The organism is Rhizobium sp. O111 (genome assembly GCF_055616315.1).
On sequence record NZ_JBSHXL010000005.1, the window covers coordinates 194119 to 207246 of the forward strand.

Annotated in this window: 10 protein-coding genes and 1 pseudogene; 8 read left to right on the forward strand and 3 right to left on the reverse strand. The window is 59.6% G+C overall.

What is annotated here, in order from left to right; genetic code table 11:
• From ACVTFQ_RS33810 to hisN, 7 genes are read left to right on the forward strand one after another with little or no spacing between them, the layout of a single operon-like run.
• Positions 1–918 (forward strand): ABC transporter permease, encoded by a 918-nt coding sequence (locus ACVTFQ_RS33810; protein ID WP_012475948.1) that lies wholly within the window; start codon positions 1–3, stop codon positions 916–918.
• The gene (locus ACVTFQ_RS33815) at positions 919–2730 is read left to right on the forward strand and encodes a dipeptide ABC transporter ATP-binding protein (RefSeq protein ID WP_077768149.1); all 1812 of its coding nucleotides are present in this window, start codon (positions 919–921) and stop codon (positions 2728–2730) included. It abuts the gene before it with no gap.
• Complete coding sequence (locus tag ACVTFQ_RS33820) at positions 2720–3478, forward strand: DeoR/GlpR family DNA-binding transcription regulator (protein WP_161596387.1); 759 nt, start codon at positions 2720–2722, stop codon at positions 3476–3478. The genes ACVTFQ_RS33815 and ACVTFQ_RS33820 overlap by 11 nt, the downstream gene beginning before the upstream one ends.
• Positions 3471–4736: a Zn-dependent hydrolase gene (locus tag ACVTFQ_RS33825; protein WP_012475950.1), complete on the forward strand. Its 1266-nt coding sequence runs from the start codon at positions 3471–3473 to the stop codon at positions 4734–4736. The genes ACVTFQ_RS33820 and ACVTFQ_RS33825 overlap by 8 nt, the downstream gene beginning before the upstream one ends.
• The gene (locus ACVTFQ_RS33830) at positions 4726–5655 is read left to right on the forward strand and encodes a phosphotransferase (RefSeq protein ID WP_012475951.1); all 930 of its coding nucleotides are present in this window, start codon (positions 4726–4728) and stop codon (positions 5653–5655) included. The genes ACVTFQ_RS33825 and ACVTFQ_RS33830 overlap by 11 nt, the downstream gene beginning before the upstream one ends.
• Positions 5656–5666: 11 nt before the next feature.
• Positions 5667–6605, forward strand: coding sequence for a choline/ethanolamine kinase family protein (locus ACVTFQ_RS33835; protein WP_077768147.1), 939 nt, complete (start codon positions 5667–5669; stop codon positions 6603–6605).
• A gap of 3 nt (positions 6606–6608) precedes the next feature.
• The gene (hisN, locus tag ACVTFQ_RS33840) at positions 6609–7400 is read left to right on the forward strand and encodes a histidinol-phosphatase (RefSeq protein WP_012475953.1); all 792 of its coding nucleotides are present in this window, start codon (positions 6609–6611) and stop codon (positions 7398–7400) included.
• 50 nt (positions 7401–7450) lie between these two features.
• Here the strand turns inward: hisN and ACVTFQ_RS33845 are convergent, their stop codons facing one another.
• Positions 7451–8209: a DeoR/GlpR family DNA-binding transcription regulator gene (locus tag ACVTFQ_RS33845; protein ID WP_077768146.1), complete on the reverse strand. Its 759-nt coding sequence runs from the start codon at positions 8207–8209 to the stop codon at positions 7451–7453.
• A 1586-nt stretch (positions 8210–9795) separates the two neighbouring features.
• Between ACVTFQ_RS33845 and ACVTFQ_RS33850 the strand changes: the two are divergent.
• Positions 9796–11034: pseudogene (locus tag ACVTFQ_RS33850) on the forward strand (methyl-accepting chemotaxis protein); the annotation flags it as partial.
• A gap of 118 nt (positions 11035–11152) precedes the next feature.
• On the opposite strand, the gene ACVTFQ_RS33855 reads toward ACVTFQ_RS33850, so the two are convergent.
• Both ACVTFQ_RS33855 and ACVTFQ_RS33860 read right to left on the reverse strand, forming a co-directional pair.
• The gene (locus tag ACVTFQ_RS33855) at positions 11153–12244 is read right to left on the reverse strand and encodes an ROK family transcriptional regulator (protein WP_234888140.1); all 1092 of its coding nucleotides are present in this window, start codon (positions 12242–12244) and stop codon (positions 11153–11155) included.
• A gap of 72 nt (positions 12245–12316) precedes the next feature.
• Positions 12317–12958 carry an SGNH/GDSL hydrolase family protein gene (locus ACVTFQ_RS33860; protein WP_077768143.1) on the reverse strand — a complete coding sequence of 214 codons (642 nt, stop codon included), beginning with the start codon at positions 12956–12958 and terminating at the stop codon, positions 12317–12319.
• Positions 12959–13128: the final 170 nt, after the last annotated feature.

Genomic DNA, 13128 nt, shown 5'->3' on the forward strand with positions numbered 1-13128 from the left:
ATGACCGATATCGTAGAATTGAGCGCCACCGAGCGCACCGTCGTCAAGCGCGGCACCACACCGACCAGACGCATGTTGCAAATTGCCGTGGGGCGCCTCGACTTTCGCATTGGCCTCATCGGCTTCGGATTGCTGCTTGGACTTGCGATTCTCCTGCCATTTGTCAGTTCGGTTGATCCGCTCAAGATGGCCTACAGCCACAAGTTTATTCCGCCATTCCCTTCCGAGGGCTGGCAATGGCCTTATGTGCTCGGTACCGATCAACTCGGCCGTGACGTTCTGATGCGCTGTCTCGTCGGACTGTGTTATTCGCTGTTCATCGGCGTGACGACCGTGGTTCTGATGTTCATCGTCGGCTGCAGTCTCGGTCTTCTTGCCGGTTTTCGTGGTGGTTGGCTCGATACGGTCATCATGCGGCTGACCGATGCTCAGCTGTCAATTCCGATGATCATTCTTGCCATCACCATTCTCGGCGTGTCACGCCCGACCGTGCCTGCGATCATCCTCGTGCTTGGCCTCTCCGGCTGGCCGCTCTATGCCCGCGTCGCGAGATCCGTGGCGCTCGGCGAACGCAATCGCGGCTATGTTCTCGGTGAGAGGGTTCTCGGTGCCTCGGACCTTCGCATCATGCTGTTGTTTGTGGCGCCTGTCGTTCTGCCTCCGATCGCCTTCGTCGCTGTGCTCGATATCGCCCGCATGATGATCTTCGAGTCGATCCTCGGCTTTCTCGGTCTCGGGGTTCAGCCGCCGACACCGACATTCGGCAACGTGATCGCGGATTCACGAAAGTATCTGCTGAACGCATGGTGGATCGCGACGATGCCCGGTCTGTTCCTGCTGATATCGCTGACCTGCCTCAATCTGATGGGTTCGGCGTTGGAGCGCGCGCGCAATGCGGTTCTGAGAGGGGATGCGTAAATGAGTGATCCAATCCTAGCTGTCTCCAATCTCTCGGTCGATCTCCTGCGGGATGGCGGCAAACGGCGCATCGTCGACAATGTGGACTTTGCGCTCCAGCCAGGCGAAGTTCTCGGCCTCGTCGGCGAAGCCGGATCGGGCAAGTCGGTGCTGGCGCGTGCCATGGTGAACGCCATTCAAGCACCGCTGGAAATCTCTTCCGGTCAGGTGATTTTTGAAGGAAAGGACGTCCTCTCCCTCGATGCGCGGGGTCTTCGGTCGATCAGAGGAAACCGCATTGGCTTCATCGGTGCAAACCCCATGGGTTCGCTTGATCCGAGGCTGCCGATCGGCCATCAGATCGTCGAGAAGCTTCGATCTGTCCGGCCTGATATCGGTAAGGCGGAAGCGAAGGAAAAAGTTCTCGATCTCCTTGGCCGGGTGCATATTCCCTCACCGCGCTCTCGCTTCCACGAGGCGCCCTTCCAATTCTCCGGCGGTATGATGCAGCGCGTGATGATTGTCGATGCGCTCGTTTCCGAGCCATCGCTTGTTATCGCCGACAATATTACGCAGCCGCTCGATGTAACGGTCGCAGCCCAGATTATCCGGCTTATCGACAGCCTCAGGCAAAGCCTCGACACGGCGTTCCTGTTTATCTCTTCGTCGTTACCGGTGGTGTCACAGATTGCCGAGCGAACGCTCGTCATGCAAGGCGGCCGCATCGTCGAACGGGGCAAGACTGCCGATATTGCTGCCAACCCGCAGCAAGCCTATACGCGCGCCCTCCTCTCGCGCATTCCATCGATCTGGAAGAACGTGTCGGCGCCGGAAGCAAAAGACGGTGAGGCTGTCCTGACCGTCGAAAATGCAACCCGAACCTATAGCGTGCGCCGGCGCGATGCGTTCAATGCCTTCAACGAAGTCAAGGCGGTTCGGGACGTGTCCTTTACCGTCAAGGCGGGTGAAAATTTTGGCATCGTCGGGGAAAGCGGTTGCGGCAAATCCACGCTTACGCGCCTGCTTGCCTGGCTCGAACAGCCAAATGCCGGTCGCATTGCGTTCCTCGGGAAGAACCTCTCGAGTCTCTCTGCTCGTTCGTTGACGGAGATGCGCAAATCGTTCCAGCTTCTGCTGCAGGACCCCTATGGATCGCTGCCGGCGGGCATGTCGATCATACGCATGATCGAGGAGCCGCTTCTGATCCACGGCGTCGGCCGGCGTGATGCCGAGCAGCGCGCGCAGGAGGCCATGCGCGAAGTCGGCCTTCATGCGGACCTCGCCGAACGATTGCCTGTGGGGCTTAGCGCCGGGCAGCGCCAGCGCATCAACATTGCTCGAGCCCTGGTGCTGAAGCCGCGCCTCTTGATCCTTGACGAGACCTTGTCGGCGCTCGACCAGGTCGAGCAGGCCGAGCTCCTCGATCTCTTCAAACGGCTCCAGGCGGCACACGGGTTTTCCTACATTTTCATATCTCACGACCTGGCGCTGGTCCGTCGTATCTGTCACCGCGTGGCGGTCATGTATCTAGGGCGCATCGTCGAACTGGCTGACAACACGACGCTTTTTGAACATCCGCACCACCCGTATACGCGGGCGCTGCTGAGCGCCATGCCGACGCTGGAGGAAAACCGTTTCCCGGGCGCGCAATATCTGCTCGATGGCGAGCCCCCGAGCCCCATTCATCTTCCGGTCGGCTGCTCGTTCCGTTCGCGCTGCCCGCGCGCGCAGAGCGACTGCGAAAAGACCGATCCGATGCTTGTGGGTTCTGATGGCGGGAATTACGCAGCCTGCCTGCATCGGCATGAGGACGAGGCGGTCCATGTCCAGTGAGATCCGCAAGGAGATCATCCTGGAGCGTCTCGGCCGTGATCAGCGCGTCAGCGTTGTCGAGCTTTCAGCAGAGTTCGGCGTTTCGGGCGAAACCATTCGCCGCGATCTGAAGAACCTCGAAGCAGAAGGTGCTGTGCGCCGCGTGCATGGCGGCGCAATTCCAGCCGGCCGCACAGCCGACACGCCGATTACCGAGCGCATCAAGCTCAACTCGACTGAGAAGGATGCGGTTGCCGGCGTGGCGCGCAACCTGATCAATGACGACTGTGTGATCTTCCTCGATACCGGCACGACGACGCTTGCGCTCGCGCGCCGGCTGATCGGCTTCAAGAAGCTTCGGCTCTACACGAATTCCCTGATGATTGCACAAGCCGCCTGCCAGCATTTCGGCGTCAGCGTGCACGTGACGCCTGGAAATCTGCGACCGGTCGAGCAGGACCTGGTCGGCTATGACACGCTATCCTACATCCAGCAGTTCCACTTCGACATGGTCTTCATGGGTGCCGCGGCAGTCAATGTCGAATATGGCTTCATGGACTATGAAGAAGACGAGGCGCGAATCCGTCAGATCCTCATAAAGCGGTCCTCGCGAAGCGTCATGCTGGCCGATCATTCGAAGTTTGGAAGGGTCGGCAATGTGATCACCGCTCCCTTCGGGCAAATCGGTGCGCTTGTGACCGACCGGCGTCCGCCGGAAGACATCCTCGGCGCCGTTCGGGCAGAAGAACTGGAGATCATCCATGCTTGACGCGGCGACGACACGGCGGACGGATTTCGATGCGATCTTCGACCGAATTTCTGCCATCGGTGCTCATCCCGGAGCGGGAGTGACGCGCCTCGCGGCGAGCGCCGAGGACGGCATGGCGCGAGGTGTTTTTGCCGTGTGGATGGAACAGGCAGCCGTCCAGATCGCGAATGATGCGATCGGCAATCAGTTTGCCTGCTTCGATTGGGCCGGTCAGGATGCGCCCTGGATTTTTGCGGGCTCGCATCTGGACACCCAACCCCGAGGCGGTCGTTTCGACGGCACCTTGGGTGTCCTGACTGCCGGACAGGCCGCGCTCGCTATTCACGCCGAGGTGCAACGCGGACTGTGCAAACCGCGCTACAACCTCGCGGTGGTCAACTGGACGAATGAGGAAGGCGCCCGCTACCAGCCGAGCCTGACCGGCAGCACGGTCTTCTCCGGCGCATTGGCGCTTGGCGATGCATTGGAACTACGCGACGGAGACGGCGTATCCCTCAAGCGCGCGCTCGAGGCCATAGGCGTCAGCGGCAGTTCGGGAATTGTTCCCCCTCCCCCGAAAGCCTATGTCGAGCTGCATGTCGAGCAGGGACGGAAACTTCTCGAAGCGGGCCGAAAGATCGGCGTCGTCGAAGGAACCTGGGCGGCGCGCAAGAAGACCGTCCGCTGGATCGGCCGGGCAGCGCATACGGGTCCGACGCCGATGGCCGATCGCCGAGATGCGCTTCTCGCCGCAGCAAGAGGAATTGCCGCCTTCGAAGCAGTCGTCGCGGCCAGCCATCCCCTCCTCCACCGCTCCGCTGCGCGCCTCGTGGTCGAGCCCAACTCGCCGAACGTTGTCGTCGACCGGGCGACTGTGTGGTTCGAGCTCAGGGGGCCTGACGTGGCCGAACTCGACATGGCAGGTGAGCTCGCCCTTGCCGCGCTCGAAAAGGCGGCAGCCGAAACCGGCACGCAGCTGGAAATCGTCGCCGATACTTTGCGCGATCCCGCCAGCATGGACAGGCGGTTAATGGCACTCGTCGATCGCACGGCACGTTCTTGCGGTTTCGAGCCATTGACCATGCGTTCGGTTGCAGGCCACGATGCTGTCGCCTTGCAAAACAGTGGTATCCCGTCGGCGCTGATCTTCATTCCGAGCGTCGATGGCATCGCCCATCATCCCGACGAACTGACCGAGCCACAGGACGTGCAGGCGGGGCTGGCGGTGCTGACCGCCACGCTTCGCAACATCATTGAGGGAGAGTTCCATGCAGGATGATGCTGCAGTTCAGGCTGCGCTCGACGCGGTCGGCCTTTCCGGCGCCACCCTCTCAGCTCCGATTGGCGGAGTGGTGTCGCCCATTCACCGCGGCGTCGAAAATCTCTGCTTTTTCGCAAGCAAGGCGGATCAGCCGCGGGTTTTCGTCAAACGTCTCCACGATGACATGTCTCGGTTTGTTGCCCTGAACCATGTGGCGGAGGCCAGCCGCAAGGCAGGCGAACTGGGCATTGCCCCGCGGCTCATCCATGCCGCTCCCGAGGGCGGCGTCCTGGTATTCGAAGCGCTTGGCGAGGAATGGGCGTGGGGGCATGCCGATGTCCTTCGCCGCCCGCGGGTTCTCGAAAATCTTCTGACGGCAAAACGCAGCTTCCATCAGGCTGAGAGGCTTGGCGAAACGCGCAGCGTTTTCGAGCTCGTTGCCGCCTACCGGCAGCTTGCCGAAGGAGCGGATGTGATCTTGCCAGCACCGGTATTCACCGTCTCTGCTGCCGTCGAGCGCATTGCCGGCGCCATCGGCGCCGCAGGTGTCGATACGGTCCCGTGCCACGCGGACGGCATCTCGTCGAACGTCATGGTCGGACCGGACGACGGAGTTCGGCTGGTCGATTTCGAGTGGGCGCGCCAGGCGGACCCCGCGTACGATATCGGAACCGTGCTGGCCGAACTCCTCCCATTCGATGGCGAGGCGCTGCTGGCCATTGAAATCGCAACCGGAAAGCCGGATGCGAGCGTGCTCGCGCGGGCACGCCTTTATGGAGCGGCCGACGATCTCATGTGGGCGCTTTGGGGCTTCATCAATGCCGCACGCTCGCCGCGCAAGCATGTTGAATTCTTCAAATACGCCGAATGGCGGCTTCTGAGAGCCCGCACGGTCATCGAAGGACCACGCTTTGAAACATGGCTGAAACAGGTCTGATGGAGAGAGCGATGAGACTGAGATTGGGTGAAGGCGCATCGCAGGCCGAGCAGGCGATCGAGCAGGCCATCATAGCCGTGGCGGACTGGCGAGGCCTCGAGGTTTCCTACGAACCAGTACCCGGGGGCATCAGCAATCCCAACTGGCGGGTTTACGTCGAAGGTGCGCCGCACAGCTTCTTCGTGAAGATACCCGGCGCTGGGACCGAAATGTTCATCGACCGGAGAACTGCCAACGAAGCCGGCCGCAGGGCGCACGAGGCGGGCGTCGGCGCCCGGATCATCGAGTTCTTCCCCGAAACGGGGGTCGAGGTGAGTGAATTCGTCGAGGGGCTCAGAACATCGACAAACGCCGATTTTCTTGATCCTGTCATCCGCCTCAACGGTCTTCGTGCGCTGAAGGCCTTCAACGACACCGCACCGCTTTCGCAGCGAAAGACCACCTTCGACATGATCGACGAACATTTCCAGCAGGTCCTGGAGCTTGGCGGCGATTTCCCGAGCGACTTCGGCTGGATGAATGCGCGCTATCGCGAGGCGCGAGCTGCGCTCGAGGCATCGGGTCTCGATCTCGCGCCCTGCATGAACGACACACTGGCCGGCAATTTCCTCCTTCATTCCGATCGCCGGGTCATGCTTGTCGATTTCGAATACGCCTCCACCAATGATCGGGCGGCGGAACTCGCGCTTTGGTTCTGCGAGATGTGCTTCTCGCCGGAGACCGAAAAGGAACTGATCGAGGAATATTATGGCCGGGCGGATCCGGGCGTTCTGGCGCGGATCGCTTTGTTCAAGGCTCTCGTCGACCTCAAATGGTCGACCTGGGCGATGGTGCAGAACGAAGTCTCGCGTCTTGACTTCGACTTCTTCAAATATGGGTTCTGGAAACATATGCGCGCGCGTTTCGCAATGAGCAATTCGCTGTGGCCGCAATGGCTGAAGGCGGTCTGACACATGCAAAGCACTGAAGAGGTGATCTCTCCCGATTTTCTTCGCCGCCTCGCGGCAGTTGCCGCCCGCGAGACATTGCCCCGGTTCCGGTTGCCGGGAGCCGTCGTCAACAAGATTGCCGGCGGGTTCGATCCGGTCACCGAAGCCGACCGCGAAACGGAGAAAGCGCTTCGAGCGCTTATCCGTTCGGAATATCCCGATCACGGCATCCTGGGCGAAGAGTTCGGCAATGAAGGCGCGGATGCGGGCCTGGTCTGGGTCATCGATCCGATCGACGGAACCAGGTCGTTCATATCAGGTATCCCGCTCTGGGGCACGCTTGTCGGGCTGACCAGGGATGGTGATGCGGTGGCCGGCATGATGGCGCAGCCTTTTATCGGGGAATTGTTTTATGCGACGGGCAACGGCGCATACTACGAGGGCCAGCACGGACAAACGCGGCTCGCAACCAGCGCGACGAAGAACCTTGCCGACGCGACGCTCTTCACAACGACGCCGGCGATCTTCGAAGCCGACCGGAGAGCAAGCTACGACCGGCTCGAAAAACAAGTGCGGCTCGCGCGTTACGGGACCGATTGCTATGCCTATTGCATGCTTGCGGCAGGGCAGATCGACTGCGTCGTGGAAGCGGGCCTCTATCCCTACGACATCGTTGCCCTCATTCCGATCATCGAGCAGGCCGGCGGCGTCGTGACGGACTGGGACGGGGGACCGGCAGAAAATGGCGGCGGTATCGTGGCGGCGGCAAATTCCTCCCTGCATGCGCAAATCATGGCTTTCCTGCACGGGGATTGACCACGGGGCTTCCTCAGACGGCGGACACCGGTCTGACGCTTTCGGTATGGTCAACCGTGGATGATTTCGAGGTCGCCCCTTTTGGCGGCCGCCAATATATTTGCCGGGGGACGTTGATCGGTGACCAATGTGTTAACGCTGGAAAATGCGGCGGTAATGACATTGCCCGTCTTGCCGCACTTGGAATGATCGGCCAGCATGATGCTTCTGGCCGTCTGCTTCAGCAGAGCCTGGCGAATTCGCGCTTCATCCTCTTCATAGTCCATGAAGCCATACTCCGCCGCGATTGCCGCCGCACCCATAAAGACCATGTCAAAGTGGAATTGCTGGATGTAGGACAGCGTATCATAGCCGACCAGATCCTGCTCAATCGGGCGGAGATTTCCCGGCGTCATTTGGACCCGGACGCCGAAATGCTGGCAGGCGGCTTGCGCGATCATCAGGGAATTGGTGTAGAGCCGCAGCTTCTTGAAGCCAGTCAGGTGGCGCGCAAGGGACAGGGTGGTGGTGCCTGTGTCGAGGAAAATGGCGCAGTCGTCGGTTATGAGGTTGCGCGCCATCTGCGCGACCGCGTCCTTTTCGAGCGCATTGAATCTGATGCGGTCGGTAATCGGCACATCCGCGGTTCGGCCGGCCGGTATAGCGCCTCCGTGAACGCGCCGAACGGCTCCCTCGGCCTCCAGATCCTTCAGGTCGCGCCGAATGGTTTCACCCGAAACACCGAACTCTGTCGAAAGCTCCAGAACGCTGACGCGTTGATCACGATCGAGTCGTTCGAGAATGACTTCTTTGCGAACTTCACTCGACATTGACAGCTTCGTCCTCGGGTCGGTGCGGGGGTCGACAGCAACGCTGATGCTGACAATCCCTTAAAGCGGCAGATCTATCTCGCAAGCCTTCGGAAAAGGTTGCGAGATGCTTGTAAGGATGACGGTGAACCGGGAAGTCGACGACGTTGTCCTTGGATTTGTGTATTTATGTGGTGTTTGCGGATCTTTCAAACAAATTACGCGATCTTCCACCGCGCAATGACCATCCCGCCCGCGCGAGAATCGCTGCCTATGTGATCAGCAACGCGCTTGCCTTCCATACAAAATGAACCCTTCGATCGAAATCCTGGTCCGGAGTGAATGCGATTCTGTCCCTGCTCCATGTGGGAATGTTGGAATATTGAGGGCATATCACCGGAGAATTGAGCTAAAATCCACAAAAGCAACATCTGAAAACCTCAAGGTTCTTGAGGGCGTGCCTAAGCAACATATTGAAAATAGAAAGAAAGTTATGACCCGTAACGGATTTTTCAGAACTGTCGTCGATGATGATTAGCAACTGTTTGACTCGAAATGGATTCAAAATGCAGATTTTCCACAATGCTTTGCAATTGTCCCACCGCATGCGATCCATTAAGGCCAAGTTTGCCGTGGTGATCATAGGGACAGCGATCGTCTCTTGCGCGTCTGTCGGAGCATTGAGCTACCAGATCGGAAAGAACGGTTTGATCGAGGCGAGCAAGATCCGCCTTGAAGCGATTGCAGCCAATCAATCGAAGGCGCTCCGGGCCTATGATGAACGGGTCGAGCAGACGCTGACCGAGATCGCGCAGAGCCAGTCGCTCGGAGAGATGACGGAGCAGGCCGGAAAGGCCATCGCAATGTCTGATGCCAAGATAAGGGAGGCGTTCCAGGACATGTCGAAGAGCCCCGCACAAAGAGCGGCTTTCGACGGATCGACCGTCAAGATGCTCTATGCCGTCAAGCATAGCTCGGTGCATGGGCCACTCTTCAGCGCCTGGAAGAATGCCGATCTCAGCGATATCTTCGTCATCGATAACAATGGCCAGGTGGTCTATACGGTCACCAAGGGACCCGAGTTCATGGCGGCCGTCCAGGATTCGCAGAATGCCGCCCTGAAGTCCCTGTTTGCCTCATCCATCGCCGGACCGGCCGACCAAGTGTATCGGACGGGGTTCGTTTCGTTCAAAAGCGAGGAAAGCGATGTTTCGGCTTTTCTTGCCAAACCCCTTGCCAACGTTGTCTGGGGCTCTGTCGTCAAGCGCGGCACCGTCGTGATCCGTATCGCGCCGGCAAAGCTTTTGGCGCTCATTTCGCCCGAGGGCTTGGGACGGAGCGTCGACGAGGCGTTTCTGATTGCCGCCGACGGCACCTTGAGAGCAGGCAACGTCGCAGCGGAAAATGGAGTGCCGCCGGAGCTGCTCAAGGCCGCGAACGAGCAGAAGAATGGCTCCGTCTTCGCTGATGGGGCCCATGGTTCAAATTTTTACTCCTACGTCCCTGTCACCCTCTTTGGTCAGCCGCACCTTCTCGTCATCGGCCAGAGCAAGGCTAATGTCGTCTCCTCGGCAAACGAGCTTGCAAAGTGGGCCGCGCTGACCGCTCTCGCCGTCCTTTTCGGAATGGGTATCGTCGGGTACATCTTCTCCTCCCGTCTTACGAAGCCGCTCGCGGACATCACAGGCCTGATGAACCGCCTGAACAATGGCGATCAGGCAATCGAGATCCGGTCCGTCTCGCGTTCTGACGAAATCGGCATCATGGCGCGGGCGCTCGAATCCTTCCGCCAGGGGGCAGTCGACAAGGTGCGAATGGAGGAGGAGGCGATCCAGCGTAACCGTCAGATCGAAGAGGAAAGGCAACTCCGCGAGACGGACAGGGAAAAAAGCGCGGCCGAGCTGGAACATGCGGTCTCGGCACTCGCCGCCGGCCTGAAGAACCTGGCCGACGGGCGGCTCGATCATCGCATTGCGACTCCTTTCGCGCCCTCCCTCGACCAACTGCGGAAGGATTTCAACGGCTCGATGATGCGGCTGCAGGCGACGATGCGCCAGATCCGCGACAATGTCGAAATGATCCAGGGCAATGGCAACCAGATGGCCGAGGCGGCCGAGGATCTTGCCAAACGGACTGAGCAGCAGGCTGCTTCGCTCGAAGAAACGGCAGCCGCCGTCGACGAGATCACCGTCACGGTTCGCTCGTCGGCGGAACGTGCCAAGGATGCCGACCAGATCGTCCGCCAGGCCAAGCAGAGCGCCGACGATTCAGCCATCGTCGTCAACAATGCGATCGATGCGATGGGCCGGATCGAAGAAGCCTCCCGCCAGATCGAGCAGATCACCGGCGTCATCGACGAGATCGCCTTCCAGACCAATCTGCTGGCGTTGAATGCCGGCGTCGAGGCGGCACGCGCCGGCGATGCGGGCAAAGGCTTTGCCGTCGTTGCCCAGGAGGTGCGTGAACTGGCGCAGCGCTCCGCCAAGGCGGCCAAGGAGATCAAGGTCCTCATCAACAAGTCGACGGCCGAGGTCAATACCGGCTCGCATCTGGTCCAGGAAACCGGTTCGGTCCTTGCGAAGATCAGCTCGCAGATCGTCACGATCAGTCAGCATGTCGAGACGATCGCCCGCGGCAGCCACGATCAGTCGAGTGCGCTGCAGGGGGTCAACTCGACCGTCAATCAGATGGACCAGATGACACAGCACAATGCGGCGATGGTCGAGGAGACGACGGCCGCGAGCCGCGAACTCGCCTCCCAGGCTGACGGCCTGTTGGCGCTGGTCCAGCACTTTCAAATCGGAGGCGAAGATGAAGCGGCGTTGGCCCACAGTCGGGCGGCGTGATTTGCCGCAGTTGACATCGATTGACGCGGCGTCCCGTTCTTTCAAGGCCTCTTCTACGGCCGGTCCCGCGCATGTCGGGCTGGGATGGTGGCGGTGAACCCAGCCGCCACCACGGTCTTCAACTTTCCACCATGAAACGGGAGATGAATGGCAGGCTTGCAGCACCGACGGCCTTCGGCGTGTTCAATATGCCGCTCGGCATCACGGTCACTTCGGGAACCAGCTTTTGCAGCGAGACGCAGATGTTCCGATAGACGACATTCGGCACGAATGAAGAAACGATCACCGCTTCGAGCTCGACAAATTGCGCGAGCGACTTGACGATGCCCTGCATCTTTTCCGCCAGTTTGCCTTCCCATTCGAGAACCAGACTGTTCTCCGGCCATGGTGCGAGCGGCTGCCACAGGTGATCCGTTGGCGCGCCCACGGCGGTCAATACGGATTCCAAAGATGCCACGCCGACATCGAAACTGACCACCGAATTGCCGTGGTGGATCTGGTGGTTCAAGACCAGGCGGCTGTGGAGGTTCGCGCCGATATAAAAGTAGAGATAATCGGAAAACGGCTTGGCGACACCGAACATGCTTTCGCCGCTGGCCGCAGCCGTAATGTCGTTCTGCACGAACACCGAGTAGCCGGTAAGCTCCTCGACTTCCTTCTGGAGCGAGTCGAAGTAGGCCTTTTCCTCACGCCCCTCCGAAGCGCTCGACGGAAGCGCAAGGCCAATGCCGGCTAGACGCTTTTGAGCATTCTTGGGGACGATGTTCACCGCCTGACGAATGGTCTCGATGAACATTGTCTGGTTGCTGTCGCGTTCGGGCTGCGGATTAGGCAATTGCATATGATAGCGAACGGCGCCGGCAAAATCGATCAGAACGACGTCGGTACGCTTCAGGCCGACACTGATGCCGATCGAAAAGGCCCCTTCCGGATTGAGGGCAACCGGAACGGTCGGAGGCCCGACCCGTCCCTTCTGGGCTTCCCCCTTCGCAACCAGTCCTTCCTGCTCCAGCGACCTGACCAGCACCGAAATAGTCTGGGCTGAAAGGCCCGTCCGTTCGCCGATCTCCAATCGGGTGATCTCGCTGTTCTGAAGCAACAGCGACAGCAGCAGGCGCTCATTGTAACTGCGCACGCTGACCGCATTCAGGCCGGTTGCCCGATCGGCAATACGCAAGGGATTGGGTGGTGCAAAACGCATATCAGGCATCAATGCAATCCTCTTGGAGTAAGGCATAAAGATGTACTGGCATCCATTCGTAACGTCGCTGCGGCAATATCATCATCTCCAACCGATCGCCTCGACTTCCCTGGCGAGCGCCGTTCCCAAGGCTTCATGCGCTTCCCGATTGATGTGAAAGCCATCGCGCGGATCGCAAGCCGCGACGGTGGCGGCGTCAAAAAAATGTACTTCGAGCGAATCGGCAATGATTTCGAATTCGAGGGCGAGACGCCGGGATTTCTCCTGGGCGCCGAAAAATATGGGTTCCCATTCCTTGATATCGTCCAGCATCGGCGGTGGAGCAACCACCATGATTTCGGGGGGCTTGCCGGCCGGACCGGGCGCCAGCTCCCGGATATCGTAGACCAGGCAGCCAATCCCCATCGCCACTTCGGAGGGAGGCTGGTGGAAACGGGCTTTCAGGTCGTTCGTCCCGAGCATGATGATGACGAGATCGAGGATTGCGTGGCTCATGAGGCATGGCCGGAGGTAGGTTCGGCCATTCTTCATCGGGCCTTCGATCGGATCGTCTCGAACCGTCGTACGGCCGCTCAAGCCCTCCTCGACCACATACCACTTGCTTCCAAGCTCCCGTCTCAAAACGCCTGGCCAGCGCTCGTCCGGCCCATATCGATCGAGCGGCGAGCCGCCCGGAATCTGGCCATGCGTATTCGAGTCGCCGTAACATAAGACTGACCGCATTTCCTCCCCACCTTTATGGCAAATCATAAAGACGCATGAACATTCAACGGCGATTATGGCCTTTGTCGATCCATGGTGCAAGTTTATTGATATTCATTCAGTCTGAATAATTATTGACAGCCGTTTATCCGTGTGGCATTTCTATGAATGGGAGAGCAAGATTTTCCAGG

Coding starts and splice junctions, on each gene's coding strand:
- hisN (WP_012475953.1), top strand. CDS start 6,609: ATGCAAAGCACTGAAGAGGTGATCTCTCCCGATTTTCTTCGCCGCCTC.
- ACVTFQ_RS33810 (WP_012475948.1), top strand. CDS start 1: ATGACCGATATCGTAGAATTGAGCGCCACCGAGCGCACCGTCGTCAAG.
- ACVTFQ_RS33860 (WP_077768143.1), bottom strand. CDS start 12,958: ATGCGGTCAGTCTTATGTTACGGCGACTCGAATACGCATGGCCAGATT.
- ACVTFQ_RS33815 (WP_077768149.1), top strand. CDS start 919: ATGAGTGATCCAATCCTAGCTGTCTCCAATCTCTCGGTCGATCTCCTG.
- ACVTFQ_RS33855 (WP_234888140.1), bottom strand. CDS start 12,244: ATGCCTGATATGCGTTTTGCACCACCCAATCCCTTGCGTATTGCCGAT.
- ACVTFQ_RS33820 (WP_161596387.1), top strand. CDS start 2,720: ATGTCCAGTGAGATCCGCAAGGAGATCATCCTGGAGCGTCTCGGCCGT.
- ACVTFQ_RS33825 (WP_012475950.1), top strand. CDS start 3,471: ATGCTTGACGCGGCGACGACACGGCGGACGGATTTCGATGCGATCTTC.
- ACVTFQ_RS33830 (WP_012475951.1), top strand. CDS start 4,726: ATGCAGGATGATGCTGCAGTTCAGGCTGCGCTCGACGCGGTCGGCCTT.
- ACVTFQ_RS33845 (WP_077768146.1), bottom strand. CDS start 8,209: ATGTCGAGTGAAGTTCGCAAAGAAGTCATTCTCGAACGACTCGATCGT.
- ACVTFQ_RS33835 (WP_077768147.1), top strand. CDS start 5,667: ATGAGACTGAGATTGGGTGAAGGCGCATCGCAGGCCGAGCAGGCGATC.